This is a genomic window from Rhodospirillales bacterium RIFCSPLOWO2_02_FULL_58_16 (assembly GCA_001830425.1).
Taxonomy (GTDB): Bacteria; Pseudomonadota; Alphaproteobacteria; order Rhodospirillales; family 2-02-FULL-58-16; genus 2-02-FULL-58-16.
In genome coordinates this window covers 125,821-145,754 of sequence record MIAA01000016.1, presented here as the reverse complement: position 1 = coordinate 145,754, position 19,934 = coordinate 125,821, and the positions used below count along the sequence as shown (strand labels likewise).

General features: G+C 58.1%; 13 protein-coding genes and 1 tRNA gene. 3 read left to right on the top strand and 11 right to left on the bottom strand.

The genetic code is table 11. From position 1 onward, the window contains the following. Window positions 1-190: 190 nt before the first annotated feature. From A3H92_02510 to A3H92_02495, 4 genes are all read right to left on the bottom strand, one after another. Window positions 191-2,506 carry a cell division protein FtsK gene (locus tag A3H92_02510; GenBank protein OHC75746.1) on the bottom strand — a complete coding sequence of 772 codons (2,316 nt, stop codon included), beginning with the start codon at window positions 2,504-2,506 and terminating at the stop codon, window positions 191-193. 64 nt (window positions 2,507-2,570) lie between these two features. Then, window positions 2,571-3,833, bottom strand: a complete 1,263-nt coding sequence (locus tag A3H92_02505) for an ammonia channel protein (protein ID OHC75564.1) — start codon at window positions 3,831-3,833, stop codon at window positions 2,571-2,573. Between the two features lie 162 nt (window positions 3,834-3,995). Beyond that, window positions 3,996-4,370 carry a hypothetical protein gene (locus tag A3H92_02500; protein ID OHC75563.1) on the bottom strand — a complete coding sequence of 125 codons (375 nt, stop codon included), beginning with the start codon at window positions 4,368-4,370 and terminating at the stop codon, window positions 3,996-3,998. Further along, a complete protein-coding gene (locus tag A3H92_02495; protein ID OHC75562.1) occupies window positions 4,367-4,561 on the bottom strand; it encodes a hypothetical protein in 195 nt (64 codons plus the stop codon). The genes A3H92_02500 and A3H92_02495 overlap by 4 nt, the downstream gene beginning before the upstream one ends. Window positions 4,562-4,673: 112 nt before the next feature. Between A3H92_02495 and A3H92_02490 the strand changes: the two genes are divergently transcribed. The 3 genes from A3H92_02490 to A3H92_02480 all read left to right on the top strand — a co-directional run bounded on the left by A3H92_02490 (window position 4,674) and on the right by A3H92_02480 (window position 10,695). After that, a tRNA-Gly gene (locus A3H92_02490) sits at window positions 4,674-4,748 on the top strand. 451 nt (window positions 4,749-5,199) lie between these two features. Beyond that, entirely contained in the window at window positions 5,200-10,044 is a 4,845-nt protein-coding gene (locus A3H92_02485; protein OHC75561.1) for an NAD-glutamate dehydrogenase, read from the top strand. Between the two features lie 30 nt (window positions 10,045-10,074). After that, the gene (locus A3H92_02480; GenBank protein OHC75560.1) at window positions 10,075-10,695 is read left to right on the top strand and encodes a phosphoheptose isomerase; all 621 of its coding nucleotides are present in this window, start codon (window positions 10,075-10,077) and stop codon (window positions 10,693-10,695) included. Window positions 10,696-10,702: 7 nt separating this feature from the next. On the opposite strand, the gene A3H92_02475 is transcribed toward A3H92_02480, so the two are convergent. From A3H92_02475 to A3H92_02445, 7 genes are all read right to left on the bottom strand, one after another. Then, window positions 10,703-11,545 carry a nicotinate-nucleotide diphosphorylase (carboxylating) gene (locus A3H92_02475; GenBank protein ID OHC75559.1) on the bottom strand — a complete coding sequence of 281 codons (843 nt, stop codon included), beginning with the start codon at window positions 11,543-11,545 and terminating at the stop codon, window positions 10,703-10,705. Beyond that, a complete protein-coding gene (locus tag A3H92_02470) occupies window positions 11,542-13,137 on the bottom strand; it encodes an L-aspartate oxidase (protein OHC75558.1) in 1,596 nt (531 codons plus the stop codon). Before A3H92_02470 ends, A3H92_02475 begins: the two co-directional genes overlap by 4 nt. After that, window positions 13,137-14,087 carry a quinolinate synthase gene (locus tag A3H92_02465; GenBank protein ID OHC75745.1) on the bottom strand — a complete coding sequence of 317 codons (951 nt, stop codon included), beginning with the start codon at window positions 14,085-14,087 and terminating at the stop codon, window positions 13,137-13,139. Before A3H92_02465 ends, A3H92_02470 begins: the two co-directional genes overlap by 1 nt. A gap of 108 nt (window positions 14,088-14,195) precedes the next feature. After that, entirely contained in the window at window positions 14,196-15,824 is a 1,629-nt protein-coding gene (locus A3H92_02460) for a bifunctional phosphoribosylaminoimidazolecarboxamide formyltransferase/IMP cyclohydrolase (GenBank protein OHC75557.1), read from the bottom strand. Continuing rightward, the gene (locus tag A3H92_02455; protein OHC75556.1) at window positions 15,793-17,700 is read right to left on the bottom strand and encodes a nucleotide sugar dehydratase; all 1,908 of its coding nucleotides are present in this window, start codon (window positions 17,698-17,700) and stop codon (window positions 15,793-15,795) included. Before A3H92_02455 ends, A3H92_02460 begins: the two co-directional genes overlap by 32 nt. Window positions 17,701-17,703: 3 nt before the next feature. Beyond that, a complete protein-coding gene (locus A3H92_02450; GenBank protein ID OHC75555.1) occupies window positions 17,704-18,675 on the bottom strand; it encodes a hypothetical protein in 972 nt (323 codons plus the stop codon). Continuing rightward, entirely contained in the window at window positions 18,672-19,928 is a 1,257-nt protein-coding gene (locus A3H92_02445) for a glycosyltransferase WbuB (protein OHC75554.1), read from the bottom strand. The genes A3H92_02450 and A3H92_02445 overlap by 4 nt, the downstream gene beginning before the upstream one ends. Window positions 19,929-19,934: the final 6 nt, after the last annotated feature.

Here is a 19,934-nt window from a genome sequence, read left to right as displayed (position 1 = left end):
TTAGTGCATAGACTCGTTCAAAATATATAATCGGTTCCTCATCCGTCATGCGCGGACTTGGTCCGCGCATCCACGTCTTAAAATCTGAACCGCGTCAAAGACATGGATGACCGGGGCAAGCCCGGCCATGACGATGAGTGTAAGTCCTGTATTTATGTCTGTGTATTAGTACGGCTAGAGATGCATGAAATCAATGGTCATGGGGATTATTCTGGCCGATGAGGACTTCCCGGCGGCCGACGCGATTGGCTTTGCTGACCAGATTTTCGGCTTCCATGCGCTCGATGATGCGCGCGGCGCGATTGTATCCGATTTGCAGGTGCCTTTGGATAAAGCTGGTGGAGGCCTTTCCTTCGCGGGCAACCAAAGCCCTTGCCTCTTCGTATAACGTATCATTCAGCGGGGAGTCGTCGTCAAAGGCGGGGACGATGTCGTCTTCTTCCTCGGTTATCGCCTCGATGTAGGAAGGGGCGCCCTGCAATTTCAGGTAACTGACCACGGCTTCGACTTCCTGATCGGAAACAAAAGGCCCGTGAACGCGCATGATGCGTCCGCCGCCCGCCATATAAAGCATGTCGCCCTGGCCGAGCAGTTGTTCGGCGCCTTGCTCGCCGAGGATGGTGCGGCTGTCGATTTTAGAGGTGACCTGGAAGCTGACGCGGGTGGGGAAATTGGCCTTGATGGTGCCGGTGATCACGTCAACGGAGGGACGTTGGGTCGCCATGATGACGTGAATGCCGGCGGCCCGCGCCATTTGCGCAAGCCGCTGCACCGCCGCTTCGATATCCTTGCCGGCGACCAGCATCAGGTCGGCCATCTCGTCAACGATAATGACGATAAACGGCAGCGCTTCCATGGAAAGGGGATGTTCCTCGTAAAGCGGCTTTCCCTGATCGTCAAATCCCGTCTGCACCCGGCGCGTTAATATTTCGCCTTTCTTCCGCGCTTCGGCAAGGCGGGCGTTGTAGCCGGCGATGTTGCGGACGCCGAGTTGGGACATTACGCGATAGCGCTCTTCCATTTCGCGCACCGCCCATTTCAAGGCCACGACCGCCTTGGAAGGCTCGGTGACGACCGGCGAAAGCAGGTGAGGAATGCCTTCATAGACGGACAATTCCAGCATCTTGGGATCAATCATGATCAGTCGGCATTCTTCGGGCGTCTGTTTGTAGAGGATCGACAGGATCATGGTGTTGATGGCTACCGACTTGCCCGCTCCCGTGGTGCCGGCGATCAAAAGATGGGGCATGCGCGTCAGGTCAACAAGCACCGGAGCGCCGCTGATATCCTTGCCCAGCGCCAGGGGCAGCTTTCCGGAGCTTTGCTCAAAATCTTCCGAGGCGACCAGTTCCCGCAGGTGGACCATTTCGCGGCGGACGTTGGGAAGCTCGATGCCGATAGCGTTGCGTCCGGGGACGACGGCGACGCGCACCGCGACCGCGCTCATCGAGCGGGCGATATCATCAGACAGGCCGATAACCCGGCTGGTCTTGGTTCCCGGCGCCGGTTCGAGTTCGTAAAGGGTGACCACCGGGCCGGGGCGGACCTTGGTAATTTCGCCGCTGACGCCGAAATCTTCGAGCACGGTTTCCAGCAGCCGGGCGTTTTGTTGCAGGGCGTCGCAGGTTATGGCGGCGGCGCCTGCGCCGGCGAGGGGAGCTTCAAGCAAATCGAGGGGCGGCATCGAATATTTATTGTCGGGAGACAGGTCGAGCGTTCCTTGAGATGCGGCGCGCGCCCGTTTTCCGGCTTTGGGCATACGCAGCCTCGGCGTCACCAGATCGGAGCGGGCGGCGGAAGGCGGATTGATATTTCCGCGTTCAATAAGGACGGCGGCGGCTCCTCCCTGCCGTAACGGCAGCGCGGCGATAGCGTCGCGGCTTTGCATCAGGAAACGAAACAGCGAGGAAAGTCCGCGCCCCAGCCCCAGGGCGGCGGCACGCCAGTCATTTACGGAAAAGCCGAGGGCGGAAACCAACGCCGATATCCCCAGGATTGCCGTAATGTCAAAAACCATCCACGAAAGGGTAACGCCGCCGGTATGCGTTATGGCGATGACCCGCTCCATTAACACGCCGCCGGTGACGCCGCCTAATCCCGCCATCATCGGCCACGCCGGAGGCTTGGTCAGGAGACTCAGGCTCATGGCCAGCAGGATCACGGCGGAAGTCAACATGGTCAGGCGCAGCCATAACAGGGAAACGGGGCGCTTGCGGAGTAATTTGTAACCCCATGCCGTCAAGGCGAGCGCCGGCAAACATCCGGCGAGACCAAAGCTTTGAAGCATTAAATCAGCGATATAAGCGCCCTGAACGCCCAGGAAGTTGTGCGGCGCGGCGGCGGTGGCGTTGTTGAGCGAGGGATCGCCGGGGTTGTAGCTGTACAGGGCGGTCAAAACGGCGGCGGCGGCGGCGATAAGCGCAAGGCCGCTTGCTTCGGCGAGGCGGCGGCGCAGGATATCGCCGGCGCCTTCCGGCAATAGCGGCTCTCTTTCGGCGGTGATAATGGTTCTACCCATACCGCCGTTTTAAATAAAGTTGCTTTACAAGACCTTAACATCGGCCTTCATTTTATAAGTACTCGTAGCCCTTTTCGCCGTGGGTGGTGAGGTCAAGTCCTTCGATCTCATCTTCACGGTCGACTCTCAGTCCGACCAAGGCCCTGACCACGACCAGAATTATATATGTGACTGTCGCCGTCCATATAATGGTGGCGGCAATTCCCGTTGCCTGGATCAGAAGCTGATCGAAAACAGATGTCTTCGACAGGCCGAGGCCGCCCAGAACGGCGGACCCGAAAAAGGCGGTCAGCAGGGCGCCCGTAGCGCCGCCGACCCCGTGGATGGCGAGCACATCCAATGAGTCATCGATTTTCAGACGATTTTTTATGAAGATAACGGCGTAAAAGCAGATAAACCCGGCGACCAGACCAAGGACAAATCCGCCTATCGGGCCGACAAAACCCGACGCCGGAGTAATGGTGGCCAGACCGGCGATGCCGCCGGTGGCGATGCCGACCAGCGTCGGCCTGCCGAACTTGATCCATTCGATGGTCATCCAGGTAAAGGCTCCGGTGGCGGCCGAGATGTGGGTAACCAGCATGGCCATGCCGGCGGAGCCGTTGGCGGCCAGGGCGCTGCCGGCGTTAAAGCCGTACCAGCCGACCCACAACATTCCGGTTCCGATAAAGACCATAACCGGACTGTGCGGGGGCTTGATTTCCTTGGGGAAGCCCTTGCGGCCGCCGAGCATAAGAGCCGAGACGATGGCGGCCGTGCCGCAGGTTACATGGACGACCAGTCCGCCGGCGAAATCCTGGACGCCCATTTTTGCAAGCCAGCCGCCGCCCCATACCCAGTGCGCCACCGGGGCATAGACCAGAACCAGCCACAAGGCCGAGAACAAAACCACGGCGCTGAACTTTATGCGCTCGACATAGGCGCCGACGATCAACGCCGGGGTGATAATGGCGAAGGTCATCTGGAACATGAAGAACACGGTTTCCGGGATATCGCCGGTTAATGAGTCAACGCCGACGCCGGCGAGGAACGCCTTGTCCAATCCGCCGATCCAGGCATTGGCCCCGCCGCCGTCGCTGAACGCCAGACTGTAGACGAAGGCCGGCCACAGCACCGAGGATATGCAGGCGATGGCGAAACAATGCATCAGAACCGAAACGATGTTTCGGGCATGGACCAGCCCTCCATAGAACAGCGCCAGACCGGGCATGGTCATAAACAGCACCAGCGCCGTGGACGTCAGAATCCAGGCGGTGTTCCCATCATTCAGCATTGGCGATCCTCTTATAATAAAAAGCCGGTGACTGCTGATCATCAAGAACCGTGCCAAAAGCGGCGGCGGCGGCTAATGCCTTGAATCAAAAGAAAAATGTTTTGGAATAAGGGGGTTGCCCGGATTTACAAACCCACGTCGCCGCCTAATAATTAGGCAGATAGCAGAGGCCTGAACAAAATATAAGCAATGCGTACAAATGAGTTAAGGATCGCGGCTCAGGCCCTGCGCCGCCAGTTCTTTCAGGTAGTTGTCCCAGATTTTGTTCTGGCGGATGCCGAAGTCGTAAAGGATATCCCATGAGTAAATGCCGGATTCGTGCCGGTCATCGAACTTGATGCGGATGGCGTAGTTGCCCACCGCTTCAACGCCGAGGATGCCGACGCGGCGGCGGCCGGCGACGACTTTCTTTTGGTTCGGGCCATGGCCCTGGACTTCGGCGGAGGGGCTTTCAACGCGCAAAAGCTCCGCCGGCAGATTAAAGCGACTGCCGTCGTCAAAATCGATTTCCAGAGTCTTTTCTTCTTTTTTCAGCCGGATTTCCGTGGGCCGATGAGAAATGGCGAAGGGGCTGTTCAACGGGTTGCTCCATCGCCCAGCTTCCGCGCCTCGTCCACCAGCATGATGGGGATGCCGTCACGGATGGGATAGGCGAGTTCCGCCTGGTCGCTGATCAACTCCTGAGCCTTTTCGTCATAGCGCAACGGTCCCTTGGTCAGGGGACAGACCAGGATTTCAAGAAGCTGAGGATCAACTTTGCGTTCGCTCACTGTGGTCTCCTATGATGAATGTCCGGCGGCGATATATACCCGTGTGTAATGATACTTGCAAACCGACGCGCTTGCCTTATCATCCGCGACGCTTTAAATCAGACCCTTACATGCGGGCGTAGCTCAGGGGTAGAGCGCAACCTTGCCAAGGTTGAAGTCGTGGGTTCGAATCCCATCGCCCGCTCCAGCTTTCAAAACGTTGCCGGAAAACCCGCATAAACAGGGAGATGCCGGACGCGCCGTGGTTGACGGCGGGTAGAGTGAAAAATTCCTCCTCTTGCCAAGGGGAGGTCAGGTAGAATTTTGACCTCCCGATTCATCAGCGGCAGGAAAATGCCGTTTTTGAATTGATATCCGCGTTAATCGGCGTTCATCCGTGGTTTTTTCACCTTAGTTATCAGCCACGGATGTATGCTGATGAACACAGATCGCAACCCGGCAATGGGCCATTATGGATCAATGAGTAAGGCTGCTGGTATAAGCATACGGGCCGCTTATGCCGTATGCGTAAATCGCTCGATGCGTAAGTCTGTCTCAAAATCAGTTACCTTCTTATCTTTTATGATTATAAAGTAAGGGGGTGGCCTTTTTAGAAATATATAAAGGGCCGTTATAACGGGGGAAACGGGGGGGATTTCATGCTGCGGGAAGCTGAAAAGCAAAAAGCGGAACTGGTTAACAAGGTCATCCGGGCGGCCCGCAAGGGTCTTGACGGCGACAAGGCGGCGGATGCCGAACGATTTATCAAACAATGTTTCAAGCATGTGCCTCCCGGCGACATTCTTGAAAACAGTCCGGCTGATCTCTTAAGTTTCGCGCAATCTTTATGGAGACTTGCGGCAAATCGCTCTCCTCGCCACGCCAATATCCGTGTTTTCAACCCGACGCCGGAAAAAGACGGCTGGAAGTCCGACCATACGATCATTGAAATAATCAATGATGACATGCCGTTTCTGGTGGATACCACGGTTGCCGAACTGAACCGCCAGGGGTTGACCACCCATCTGATAATTCATCCGGTTTATAATGTCAGCCGCAGCAAGGGCGGCAAGCTGCTGACCGCCGGGGAGTCGGCAAAAGCGGGAGAAAAAGGCGGCGCGGAATCGTTTATGCACATCGAGGTTAACAGGCAATCCGGCAAGCGCCCGGATGAAATCCGCGAAGGCCTTGAAAAAGTGACCGAGGATGTGCGCGCCGCCGTCGATGATTGGGCGCCCGTGCGCAATAAACTGGCCGACATTATCGGCGAACTTGCCAAGACGCCGGCGAACGTCACGCCCGGCGATCTGAACGAGGTTCGTGATTTTCTGAGTTGGATACATAACGATCATTTCACCCTGCTGGGATTCCGCGAGTACATGTTCAAGGACGGCGGCGCCAAGACGACCGTGTCGATTGTTAAAAATTCCGGCCTCGGCATTCTTCGGGACCAAAATGTCATGGTGCTGGAGGAGTTGCAGGACTTGGCCTCCATGTCGGCGAAGGCGCGTGATTTTGTCAACAAGCCTGATTTATTGATGGTTCTCAAGTCCAATAAGATTTCCACCGTTCACCGTTCGGCGCCCCTGGACGTCATCGGTGTCAAGCGTCTTGACGCAAAGGGCAAGGTGATCGGCCAACGCCTGTTCGTCGGCTTGTTTACTTCAGTAGCCTACAGCCTAAGCCCGTGGGAAATTCCGTTATTGAAACGAAAGCTGGACCTGACCTTTAAACGAACCGGTTTTATGGAGTCCGGCCATGACGGCAAGGCTCTGCTGAATATCCTGTCCACGTTCCCCCGCGACGAACTGTTTCAGGCCTCGGTAGAGCATCTGTATCTGACCGGTTTAGGCATTTTGCATCTTCAGGATCGGCAGCGGGTCGCCATTTTTGTCCGTCGCGATGAATTCGAGCGTTTTGTCACCTGCCTTGTCTATGTGCCGCGTGATGCTCACACTACCGCTCTTCGGCTTCGCTTCCAGGAAATACTGGAAAAGGCCTTTGCCGGCAAAATATTGACTCATTCCACGCAGTTGGGGGAGACGCCGCTGGCGAGGCTGTACTTTGTCGTTCAAACGACGCCGGGAAACATTCCCGTCTATGATGTCTTAAAGATCGAGGCGCAACTGATCGATGCCGCGTGTTCGTGGTTCGACCGTTTGCGGGAAGCGCTGATCAAGGTCAACGGCGAGGAGCGGGGACAGTCTCTTTTCCTGCGGTATTGCCGGGCGTTTCGCCTGGGGTACACCGAGCGGTTCAGCGCCGCCGTCGCCATCGACGATATATCCATGGCCGAAGCGTCCCTGAAAAGCGGGGAAATCGGCATGAGGATTTATCGTCCCGAAAATGTATCGAAAAATCAAATGTGGCTTAAGGTCTACCATCCCGGAAGCGCGATACCCCTGTCCGATATCCTGCCCATGCTGGAGCATATGGGGCTGAAGGTGATGGATGAAAAGCCTCACTCCATCCGTCCCGATAATGATCTGGTGATGCTGCATGATTTCGGGCTTGAGACCCGCGATGGAAGCGCCGTTGACCTTGACGTCATCGGCGACAAATTCAGGGAGACATTCAAGCGCGTATGGCGGGGAGAGATAGAAAGCGACGGCTTTAACGTTCTGGTCCTGGGCGCCGGACTGGCTTGGCGCGAAGTAGTTATCCTCAGGGCTTACAGCAAGTATTTGCGTCAGGCCGGGATCACGTTCTCGCAGGCTTACATGGAAAAAACCCTGACCAATAATTCGGGACTGACCCGTTTGATCGTCGATTTGTTTTTGGCGAGATTTGACCCCAACCGTTCCAAGGATACGGATAAACGGGCAGTCTCAATCCTTAAAAAGCTGAACGAGGGGCTGGATGCGGTGGCCGGCGCCGACGAGGATCGAATTTTGCGCCGTTTCATCAATCTCGTGGAATCCACCCTGCGCACCAACTTCTTTCAGAAAACGGAAAGCGGAGCGCCCAAGTCCTATCTTTCCTTCAAACTGGACAGCCTTAAGGTAGACGAGTTGCCGCTGCCGCGTCCGATGGTGGAGGTCTTTGTCTATTCATCCAGGGCCGAGGCGATTCATTTACGCGGCGGCAAGGTTGCTCGCGGCGGCATCCGCTGGTCGGATCGGCGCGAGGATTTCCGAACCGAAGTTCTCGGCCTGATGAAAGCGCAGATGGTGAAAAACGCCGTCATCGTGCCTGTAGGGTCCAAGGGAGGGTTCGTGGTCAAGAAGCCGCCGCAGGGAGGCGGCCGCGAAGCCCTGCTGAATGAAGGAATTGAGTGCTACAAAACCCTGATGCGCGGGTTGCTGGACATCACCGACAATCTTTCCGGCGACAAGGTCATGCCGCCGACAGACGTGGTTCGTTATGACGGCGACGATCCTTATCTGGTGGTGGCGGCCGACAAGGGGACCGCTACTTTCTCTGATATCGCCAACGGCGTTTCCGGCGACTACGGGTTTTGGCTCGGCGATGCTTTCGCTTCCGGCGGCAGCGTCGGCTATGACCATAAAAAGATGGGAATTACCGCTCGCGGCGCCTGGGAATCCGTGAAGCGTCACTTCCGCGAAATTGGCGTCAATGCCGAGGAAAAGAAACTCTCGGTGGTCGGCGTCGGCGACATGTCGGGCGACGTTTTCGGCAACGGCATGTTGTTGTCCGAGCGCATCAGGCTGGTGGCGGCGTTTAACCATTCGCACATCTTCATCGACCCTGAACCGGATGCGATCAAGAGCCATGCCGAGCGTAAGCGGTTGTTTGCCCTGCCGCGCTCGAATTGGAGCGACTATAACCCGAAGCTGATTTCAGCGGGCGGCGGCGTGTTCGAGCGGCGCGCAAAGGCGATCATTCTCAGCCCTGAAATCAAGAAATGCCTCGCCATCGCCAAGGACAAGGCGACTCCCGGCGAATTGATCAGCGCCATTCTGCGCACGCATGTCGATTTGTTGAGCTTCGGCGGCATCGGCACTTACATCAAGGCTGCTCATGAAACGCACGCCGATGCCGGCGACAGGGCCAACGACGCTATCCGCATCAACGCTTCCGAACTGAAATGCAATGTCATAGCCGAGGGCGCCAACATGGGGATGACGCAACGCGCCCGCGTTGAATTTGCGCTCGGCGGCGGGCGGTTGAATACGGATTTCATCGATAATTCCGCCGGGGTCGATTGTTCCGACAACGAGGTCAACATCAAGATTCTGCTGGATCAGGTGGTCGCCAACGGCGATTTAACGATGAAGCAGCGCAACAGCCTGTTGGCGAGCATGACCGATGAGGTGTCGGCGCTGGTGCTTAAGGACAACTACGCGCAGACCCAGGCGATTACCCTGATACAGACTCAAGGAATGGAGATTTTTGACAGTCAGGCGCGGCTGATGCGGATGCTTGAAAAGGTCGGCAAGCTGAATAGGACGGTCGAATTCCTGCCTGATGACGAGACCTTGATCGAGCGTGAGACTACAAAGCAGGGATTTGCCAGGCCGGAAATTGCGGTGCTGATGTCTTATGCCAAGATTTGGCTTTACGACGAACTGTTGAATTCCGATCTTCCGGACGATCCCGATCTTTACAAGGATTTGATTAATTATTTCCCGACGCCGCTGAAAAATAAATACAAGAAAGAAATCGGCGGCCATCGTTTGCGCCGCGAAATCATCGCCACCCGCATTACCAATTCCATGATTAACCGGGTTGGCGGCGCTTTCGTCCACCATGTCATGGAAAAAACCGGAACGACGCCGCCCGAAATTGCGCGGGCCTACACGATTGCCCGGGAAGTGCTGGGTTTGCGCAGCTTGTGGGAAGATATTTCGGCGCTGGATAACAAGGTTCCCGCCAAGGCCCAGACCGCGATGCTTATCGACATCAACAATCTCATCAAGTGGATCACGTTGTGGTTCTTGCGCAACGGCGACAGGCTGCCGGCGATCGGCGTTCAGTGCGCCGAGTTCGCCGCCGGCTTCGCCGATCTTATCGGCGGCCTGAACAAGACGCTTCCCAGGCATTACCGCGAAGACGTAAAAAGCCGGGCCATGATCTACGTTGATCAGGGCGTGCCGGAAAAGCTGGCGATCAAGGTGGCGGGGCTGGTGAATTTGTTTTCGGGCTGCGACATTGTCCGTCTCGCCGGCAGGCGTCGCCTTGCCGTTACCGATGTCGCCCGACTGTATTTTGCCGTCGGCGCCCGTTTCAGGATGGGGCGCCTACGCGCCGCAGCGGAAAAACTGGTTGTCGAAACCTATTGGCAGAATATGGCGGTAGCGGCGCTGGTGGAGGAAATTTACGGACACCAGCGGGCGCTTACTTCACAAATCCTGGATTTCTCCGGTAATATGACCGATCCGGAAAAGGCCATCGGCATCTGGACCGCCGGCAATTGCGCCGCCATTGATCAGGCTGAACAACTGCTTACGGAATTGTGGGCGACCGAGATCAATGATATTTCCATGATTGCCGTCGCCGGCAGGCAATTAAGAACCTTGGCCGAGGCTTCGGCGTCTTCGTAATCTAAGGCGACTTTTACAGCAGGAAACTTCATGACATTTCCCGATGAGAAATATAAAGACATTGCGGCCTACGGCGACGCCTATTTCGAGCGTCTGGGCAAGGCGGCGGCTTCCGTTGACCGGGGCAAGCTGGGCGAGGCGGCAAGGATTTTGACGGATGTCTACCGGCGTCGCGCCACCCTTTATGTCTGCGGCAACGGCGGCTCGGCGGTGATTTCCGCCACCTTTGTCTGCGATCACGTCAAGCTGATCCAGACCGATACCGATCTGGTTCCCCGCGTCGTTTCGCTCAACGACAATATTTCGATGATTACCGCCATTTCCAACGATATTTCCTATGACGACATTTTTGTCTATCAGCTTAAATCAAGCGCCGACCCCGGCGACGCGCTGCTGACCATCAGCTCGTCCGGCGATTCAGAGAACGTCGTTCGCGCCGCCCAATGGGCGCGAAACAACAAGCTGGAGGTGATTTCGTTTACCGGGTTTTCCGGCGGCCGCACGGCGAAAACGGCGACGGTGAACCTGCATGTAGAAGCCGATAACTACGGCATCATTGAGGATACGCACCAGTCATTAATGCATATCCTCGCCCAGTACATCCGCCTGTCCATAATGCCGCCGGACCTCATCGCCAAGCGCAAGTTTTAGAGTTTATTCATCGCCGATCAAGGCCGATGTCCACGGCCGGGGCGGAGTGGGTAATGCGCCCGACGGAGATGTAGTTAACGCCGGTCTCGGCGACGGCGCGGATGTTTTCCAGGGTTATTCCGCCCGAGGCTTCGGTTCGGCAGCGGCCTTTGGTCAGCGTCGCCGCCCGGCGCAGGGTTTCCATATCCATGTTATCAAGCAGAACGGCGTCGGCGCCTGCCGTTATTGCTTCCTCGACTTGATTGAGAGTGTCGCATTCGACTTCAATATCGACGATGCCGATATTTTTTGCCCTGGCGACGGCGATGGCGATGCCGCCGGCGGCGGCGATGTGGTTGTCCTTGATCAGGATGCCGCTGTCCAGCCGCAGGCGATGGTTTTCGGCGCCGCCCATGCGGGCGGCATACTTGGCCATATCCCTTAGGCCGGGAATGGTTTTGCGGGTGTCCAGCAGCACGGCGCCGGTTCCTTCGATGGCGTCCGCATAGGTTCGGGTCAGGGTGGCGATGCCCGACAGGTGTTGCAGCAGGTTGAGCGCCGTGCGCTCGGCGGCCAGCAGCGCCCAGGCATTGCCCTCGATACGGGCCAGTTCCGTTCCCGCCGTCACCCGGTCGCCGTCGTTTATCAGGATATCCACGGTGATTTCCTTGGCCATGCGATCCGCCGTCATGTGGAACGCTTCAAGGGAAAAGCCGATGCCGGCGACGACCAAATCCTGGCGCGCCGTTATCGCGCCGGCGAAGCCGGCATCCACGGGGATCACCGTTTCCGATGTGATGTCGCCTTTGCCGATATCTTCATCAAGGGCCGCGTTGATGATTCGTCGGATGGTTTTGCGGTCTATGGTCATTTTGCGAAACCTTTTGGGATCAGGATGGTGTTTTTCGGCGGGCGGCTGTTATCGGTTGTCGGATAGTCCAGGGTGTAGTGCAGCCCTCGACTTTCCTTGCGCTTCGCCGCCGAGCGGATAATCAGGTCGGCGACCAGCGCCAGATTGCGAAGCTCCAGCAAGTCGCCGGTAACCCGGAAATTGCCGTAGTATTCGGCAATCTCGCCGAGCAGCAGGTCAACGCGCCGTTGCGCTCTTTCAAGGCGTTTGTCGGTCCTGACAATGCCCACATAGTCCCACATGGAACGGCGCAGTTCCTCCCAGTTGTGGGAAACCACAACTTCCTCGTCGGCATTGGCGACCAGACTTTCGTCCCATTCGGGCAGGGGCGGGGGAGCGGGCGTTTGCCGGATGTTTTCAATGATGTCCTTGGCGGCGGCCTCCGAGAACACCAGGCATTCCAGCAGCGAGTTGCTGGCCATGCGGTTGGCTCCGTGCAGGCCGGTGCAGGCCGTTTCGCCGATGGCGTAGAGTCCGTCAATGTCGGTTCGTCCGCGCATGTCAACCACTACGCCGCCGCAGGTGTAATGGGCCGCCGGCACTACCGGAAGAGGCTCACTGGTCATGTCGAAGCCGAACTTCAGGCAGTTGTGATAAACGGTGGGGAAGTGGCTTTCAATAAACTCCCGGGGTTTGTGACTGATGTCCAGGTAGACGCAGTCAATGCCGAGGCGCTTTATCTCGTGGTCGATGGCCCTGGCGACGATGTCGCGGGGCGCCAGCTCGGCGTCTTTATGGAAGCGATCCATGAAGCGCGAGCCGTCATTAAGCAGCAGACGACCGCCCTCGCCGCGCACCGATTCGGTAATCAGGAAAGATTTAGCCTGAGGATGAAACAGGCAGGTAGGGTGAAATTGGCTGAATTCCATGTTCGCCACCCGGCAACCGGCGCGCCAGGCCATGGCGATCCCGTCGCCGGTAGAGCAGTCCGGGTTCGTGGTATACAGATAGACCTTGCTGGCGCCGCCGGTGGCCAGCACCACCGTCTTGGCGGACAACAGTTTGACCCGACGGGCGGCGGTATCCAGGGCGTAAGCGCCCAGGCAGCGTTTGGCGGGGCCTTCGCCGGCGATCAGATCGATGACTGAATGATTTTCCAGCACGGAGATACCGGGTTCGGCGCGGACCCGTTCTTCCAGTGTTTTTTCAATGGCCTCGCCGGTGGCGTCGGCGGCGTGGATGACGCGGCGGCGGCTGTGGCCGCCTTCGCGGGTCAGGTGGTATTTATCGCAGTCGTCGCGGCGGCTGAAATTGACGCCGAGGCTGATCAGCCGTTCGACCGCCCGGCGTCCGTTTTCAACCACAAAGCGGACGACATCAGGGTCACATAGGCCGGCCCCGGCTTTCAGCGTGTCTTCGATGTGGGAATCGATGCTGTCGTTTTCATCCATAACGGCGGCGACGCCGCCCTGGGCGTGGACGGTGTTGCCGTCCCTTAACGCGCCTTTGCTGAGCAAGGCGACGCGCATCTTGGGCGCCAGGGTGAGGGCGGCGCTCAGTCCCGACGCGCCGCTGCCGATGACGATGACGTCGTAAGACGTTTCGGATTCCATTATTTTTGAACGGGCGATGGCGACATATCCATCATTCTTTGCAGGGGTTTCAGCGCCGCCAGACGGAGCGGCTCGGCCATTTGAAAATAGGGGGCTTCGTTGACCATGCACAAGTACACTTTTTCCAGCGTGTTTTTCTCCATATAGGGGCAGTCGGCGCAGGAGCATCCGCCGTCGGCGCCGGGGGCGGGGATGAAAGTCTTGCCGGGGGAGGCCTTTTGCATCTGATGGATGATGTGAGGCTCGGTGGCGATGATGTACTCATCGGCGGCGGCGGCAGTCACAAAGTTCAGGAGCGACTTGGTGGAGCCGACATGGTCGGCCAGATTGAGAATCGCCTCCGGGCATTCGGGATGGGCCGCCACCAGGGCGTGGGGATATTTTATCTTGAGCTTGACCAGTTCCTTTTCGGAAAACTGCTCGTGGACGACGCAGGTTCCCGGCCATAAAAGCATATCGCGTCCCGTCTTGCCGTTGAGATAGCCGCCCAGATAACGATCCGGGGCGAACAGGATCGGTTGCTTCTTTGGAATTTGGCGAATGATCGCTTCGGCATTGGACGAGGTGACGATGATGTCGGACAACGCCTTCACGGCGGCGGAGCAGTTGATGTAGGTAATCGACAGATGGTCCGGGCGCTTTTCCCGGAAGGCGCGGAAATCGTCGGGCCGGCACGAGTCCTCAAGGGAGCAGCCGGCTTCGGCGTCGGGGAGAACCACGGCGCGGGAAGGGTTGAGTATCTTGGCCGCCTCGCCCATGAAGCGCACTCCGCAAAAGACGATCATATCGGCGGCGGTTTCCTGCGCCTTGCGCGACAGGTCGAGGGAGTCGCCGACGAAATCGGCTAAATCCTGAATCTCCGAGTCCTGGTAGTAGTGGGCGAGGATGACGGCGTTTTTTTCGCGCCGAAGCCGGTTGATCTCGGCGTAAAGATCAATATCGGGGTCCATTCCCTCCTCGGTGAGGGCGTCTGTTCCCGGCAGGACGACGGTTTCTGACATGTTCGGCGCCTTGATGGTTGATTACATATTTTAATATCAAACGCCGGAAAAAGCGATTCAATGCCTAAAGTGGCGGATGCCGGTCAGGACCATGGCCAGCCCCGCCCGGTCGGCGGCGGCGATGACTTCGTCGTCGCGCACCGAGCCGCCGGGCTGGATAATCGCCGTCGCTCCGGCTTCGGCGGCGGCCAGCAATCCGTCGGCGAAGGGGAAAAAGGCGTCGGACGCCGCTGCCGAGCCGATGGCGCGGCTTTGCTTTTCGCCGGCGGCCGTTGCGGCCTCCTTTGCCTTGAGGGCGGCGATGCGCGACGAATCAACGCGGCTCATCTGGCCGGCGCCGATGCCGACGGCGGCGCCGTCCTTGACGTAAACGATGGCGTTGGATTTGACGTGCTTGCTGATCGTGAAGGCGAATTTCAGGTCGGCCATTTCGGCTTCGGTGGGGGCGCGTCTGGTGACTACCTTGAGGTCGCCGCAATCAACGATGTTGTCCCGGCTTTGCAACAGGTAGCCGCCGGACAGGGTGCGCACCGTCATTCCGGGGGCCGTCGGGTCCGGCATGGCGCCGGTGGTCAGCACCCGCAGATTCTTTTTAGACTGTAGAATCTTGCGGGCGTCGTCGTTTATTTCGGGGGCGATGATTACCTCGGCGAACAGCTTGGCCATTTCCTCCGCCGTCTCGCCGTCCAGCATCCGGTTGACGGCGATGATGCCGCCGAAGGCGCTGACCGGGTCGCAGGCCAGGGCGCGTTTATAAGCGTCGATAAGGCTGTCGCCCAGCGCTACGCCGCAGGGATTGGCGTGTTTGATGACGGCGCACGCCGTCTTGTTGAACTCGGCGACCAGCTCGAAGGCGGCGTCGGTGTCGTTAAGGTTATTGAAGCTGAGTTCCTTGCCCTGGAGCTGCAAAGCGGTGGCGACGCCGGGCCGGGAATCGCCGCCGATGTAGAACGCCGCCTGCTGATGAGGGTTCTCGCCGTAGCGAAGCACCTGTCGCAGTTCTCCGGCGAAGGTCACTCGTTTGGGGAAAGGCTCGTTCAATTGACCCGAGAACCAGGCGCTGATAGCGGCGTCATAGGCGGCGGTGCGGGCGTAAGCCTTGGCCGCCAGCCGGCGACGCAGATCATGGGTGACGGCGCCGTCGTTGGCGTTCATTTCCTCCGTAACGCGGGAATAATCCTCGACATCGACGATGACGGTGACGAAGGGGTGATTTTTGGCGGCGGCGCGGATCAGGGCGGGGCCGCCGATATCGATGTTTTCGATGCAGTCGTCAAAGCAGGCGCCGCCGGCGACCGTCGCCTCGAAGGGATACAGGTTGACCACCAGCAGATCGATAGGCTCGATTGAATGGTCCGCCATCGCCTTCAGGTGGGCGGGGTCGGAGCGCACCGCCAGCAGGCCTCCGTGGATCCTGGGATGAAGGGTTTTTACCCGACCGTCCATGATCTCGGGGAATCCGGTATGGTCGGAGACCTCGGTAACCGGCGCGCCGGCGGCCCTCAGCGCCTTTGCCGAGCCGCCCGTCGATAATATTTCTACTCCGCAACCGGCGAGAAAGCGGCCGAATTCCTCAAGGCCGGACTTGTCGGAAACGGAAATCAGGGCGCGGCGAATTTTTGACGGCATAGACGGACTCCTTGGCGGGTGATTATTAATTTTTGAGCGGGGCGTCGCCGGGGACATGATATTCGGGGACAAGGCGGCGGATAATCTCCATCAGGCCGGCAGAATCGCCCGGAGAGCAGGCTTCGGCCAGGCGGTTGATCTCTTGCTTTAATTCAAGGGCATCGCCGCTTCGCGGCGCCGCCAGCAGGATGCCCGGATATTCGGTAGGCGCCGGGGATTCCCCGGCGTGAAGCATTTCTTCAAACAGTTTTTCTCCGGGGCGCAGGCCGATAAGGTCGATCTTGATATCGACATCCGGCTCCAGGCCGGCGAGGCGGATCATCTGATTGGCCAGATCGAGGATGCGCACAGGCTCCCCCATGTCGAGAACAAAGATTTTACCTTCATGCGCGGGATTGCGAACGCCGATGGCCGAGGCTTGCAGGACCAGCTCCACCGCTTCGCGCACCGTCATGAAGTAGCGCTTCATTTCGGGGTGGGTCACCGTCAGCGGGCCGCCCTTCGCCAACTGGCTCTGGAACAGGGGGACCACCGAGCCGGTAGAGCCGAGAACGTTGCCGAAGCGCACGGTGACGAAACAGGTATGGCCCGGCGCCTTGCGGCCGATGTCCAGAGTTTGGCAGTACTGCTCGGCGATCCGCTTGGCGGCGCCCATTATGCTGGTCGGATTCACCGCCTTGTCGGTGGAGATCAGCACCATCGCCGCCGTTTTGTTCTTGATGCAGGCGTCGGCGATGTTGACGCTGCCGATGACATTGGTTGTTATGCCTTCGAATATATTGGCTTCGACCATCGGCACATGTTTGAGAGCGGCGGCGTGAAAAACCAGATCAGGTTTGTTCTCGGCGAAAACCTGTTCAATGCGGCTTTGATTGCGGACGTCGGCGAGCACCGCTTTGCGCGGCAGATCGCCGTGATGCTCCGATGTTTCCAGATCAACGGCGTAGAGGTTGAATTCACAATTGTCGAGGAGGACAAGAGCCGAGGGAGAAAAGCCGCAAATCTGGCGGACCAGTTCGCTGCCGATGCTGCCTCCCGCTCCCGTCACCAGAACGCGACGGCCTTTGATGAGGGCGTTCATCGCGTCGCGGTCGAGCGCCGTCTGCGGCCGGCCCAGGAGGTCCTCAAGGGCAACGGGGCGGACCTCCACATTGTCGCTGACTCCGCTCTTGAAGTCGGTAAGCTTCGGCAGCCGCGCCAGGGTCATCCCCAGCTCTGCGGCGCTGTCAAGAAGTCTGCGCACCTGGGTTTTGTCCATATTGTCCCTGGTCAGGATCAGTCGCTGCGGACGGTTGCCGAATCTTGCCAACTGGCGGACGACGGCATGCATTTCATCGGTGGTCCCAAGAACCTTGACGCCATGAATATGACGTCCCACCCGGTCGGAGTTGTCGGCGACAATCCCGACTACCTGATAATTATTTTCTCCGGATCGGGAGAGGGAGCGAATGAAAAGCTCCGCTCCGTCATCGGCGCCCGCCAGCAGCACCGGAATGGAACGGCGGCCTTCCCTTTCCAGCCTGAATTCGTAGCGCCGGTCCTTGAACAGCCGGTACAGGAAACGCGGTCCCCCAAGAAGGGCCATCAGGACGAACCAGGTGATGAACGGCAATGATCGCGGCAATTCTTCAAGCCGCGTCCACAGGAACATCACCAGCATGAAAACGAGAACGGCCAGCGTCGCCGCCCTGGCGATCGCCAGCAGATCATTCAGCGAAGCGTAACGCCATACGCCTCGATACAGGCCCATGAATAAAAATATAACACCGGCGATGACCGTGAAAGAGAGCGTTCCCCGCACCAGAAGCTCCGGCGAGTAATAATACAGAGCGCCTCCGAGTCTCAGGTAAAGGGAGAGATAGAAGGCCAGCGCCGCCATGATAATGTCATGGACGAAGACGATATAACCGCGAAGGGGAAGCTTGGTTATCATGGGTTAGGGTGTTTTCATATCCGTCGGCCGGCAAATCCACGCCGCTGTTTCGCTCAGCCCCTCGGCCATGGAAAACGGCGGAATCCAGCCGAGTCGGCGGCGTATTTTTCCATCATCCACGGTTAACGAGTCAAGCAGACGCGAGACCATAGCCGATTTTCCGGTCATTTTGCCGGCAAATCGCAAAAGCCGTTCAGGAACCGAAAACAGCCTTGCCGGCCTTTCAAGGGCATCGGCCATGCGGCGGATGAGTTCCGGGGTTGAGACATCTTCTCCATCGCGCACCACGAAGGCCTGATTCGCGGCGGCGGGATGATCAAGGCAGCGGATAATGATGTCTACCAGATTGCCCGCGTAAATAAAACTGCGTCGGTTGGCAATGCCGCCGAGGGGCAGGGGAAGAGACACGCGGCAAAGATTCATCAGAGACAGAAAATTGCCTTTTACGCCCTCGCCGTAAACCAGGGGAGGCCTCAGGATGACTACCTCCAGTCCGCTGTGCGCCGCTATGTCGAAAAGCGCCGATTCGGCTTCCTGTTTGGAGACGGCATAGGAGTCGTCCGGCGCCGGCGGATCGTCTTCGTTAAAGGCGTGGGGGCCGGCGGATTCGCCGTGTATCTTGATGGTGCTTAAAAACACAAGCCGTTGAACGCCGGCGGTTGCGGCGGCTTGGGCAAGGCGGCGCGTTCCTTCGACGTTGACCCGGCGGAACTCGGCGAGGGGCGCATCCGACCGCTCTTTCATTACATGCACGCGGGCGGCTGAATGCACCACTATCCGGACGCCGTCAAGGGCCGGCGCCCAATCCATGTCGGAACCGATGTCGGGAACCTGTATCAGCTTAACGGATGCGAAGGCCTCGTCTTCGGGAAAGCGGCGAACCGCAGCGCAAACGTCATGACCCTCGGCGACCAAAGAACGGCATAGCTTTCGGCCAATAAATCCGTCGGCGCCGGTAATTAAAATTCCGGTCATGACGGCGCCGGGGAACCGACTTTATCTCCCTCTCCACGCACGACTTTTTCCAATACCTCTATCATCAGGCGGGCCTGGCGCTCACGACTGTGCAGGGGAGCGGCTTTCAGGCTGTTTCGGGAATAATCCTTAAGCGCCTTTTCGTTTTTCATCAGTTCCAGGGCGGCTTCGGCCAAGGCTTTCGGGTTCTCTGCCGGAACACATATCCCGGCCCTGTCCGCCGTAATAATTTTGCCGGCTTCGCCTTGGGGGGCGGCTAAAAGCAGGGGCAGGCCCATTCCCATGGCTTCAAATATCTTGGAGGGAATGACGCCGGCGAATACCGGGGAATTTTTGAGGTGGATCAAGGCGACGTCGCACAGGCTCCATACGGCGGGCATATTTTCTTTGGGCTGCGGCGGCAGGAACACGATATTATTGAGGCGGCGACTTTTTGCCTCTTCAAATAATTGCTCCCGTTCCGCTCCGGCCCCGGCCAAAAGGAAGCGTAGATTGGGAACGTTACGGAGCAACTCTGCGGCATTGAGCACATTTCTGAGGCCATGAGCCATGCCGTGGGTTCCCACATAACCGATTATGAAACAACCTGTTAAGTCCCATTCAGTCGCCAATTCGATGTCATGCGGCCTCGGCTTATAGCGCGGGAGGTCGATGCCGTTTATCACCACGGCGATTTTATCGCCTTTGATTCCCCGTCCGATCAGGTCATCCTTGAAGGCGTTGGTCAGGGCGACGATGGCCGCCGATTTCCGGTACAGGTAGAGTTCCAGCTTCTCCATCATGCGCAGGAGGAATTTTTCACGCATGGCGCCGACGGCGGCGATCGAAGCCGGCCAAAGGTCTCCCAACTCAAAAACGAACGGCACGCGGCGGATGAGGCCGAGCATCCAGCCGGCAACGGCGGCAAAGAATTGCGGCGACGTGGCGACGATTAAATCAGGTTTATTCTGAAACAGGCCGGCGCCGATTCCGGTCACCAGGAAACTGAAAAAATCCAGAGTGCGCAATATCGTGCCCTTATTCGGGGCGATAAAGGTTTTTACCCTCACCACCCGGATGCCCGAAATAACCTCGGTCTGATGCCAGGAATTCTTATAATTGGGGTAAAGCTTGCCTTGGGGAAAATTGGGAGCGCAGGTGATTATCGTGACGTCGTGTCCCCATCTCGCCCAATAACATGCCCGCTCAAAGACCCGCGTCGCGGCGGCATTGGTTTCCGGAGGGAAGTTTTCAGTCAGAAAGAGAATTTTCATAAGGCG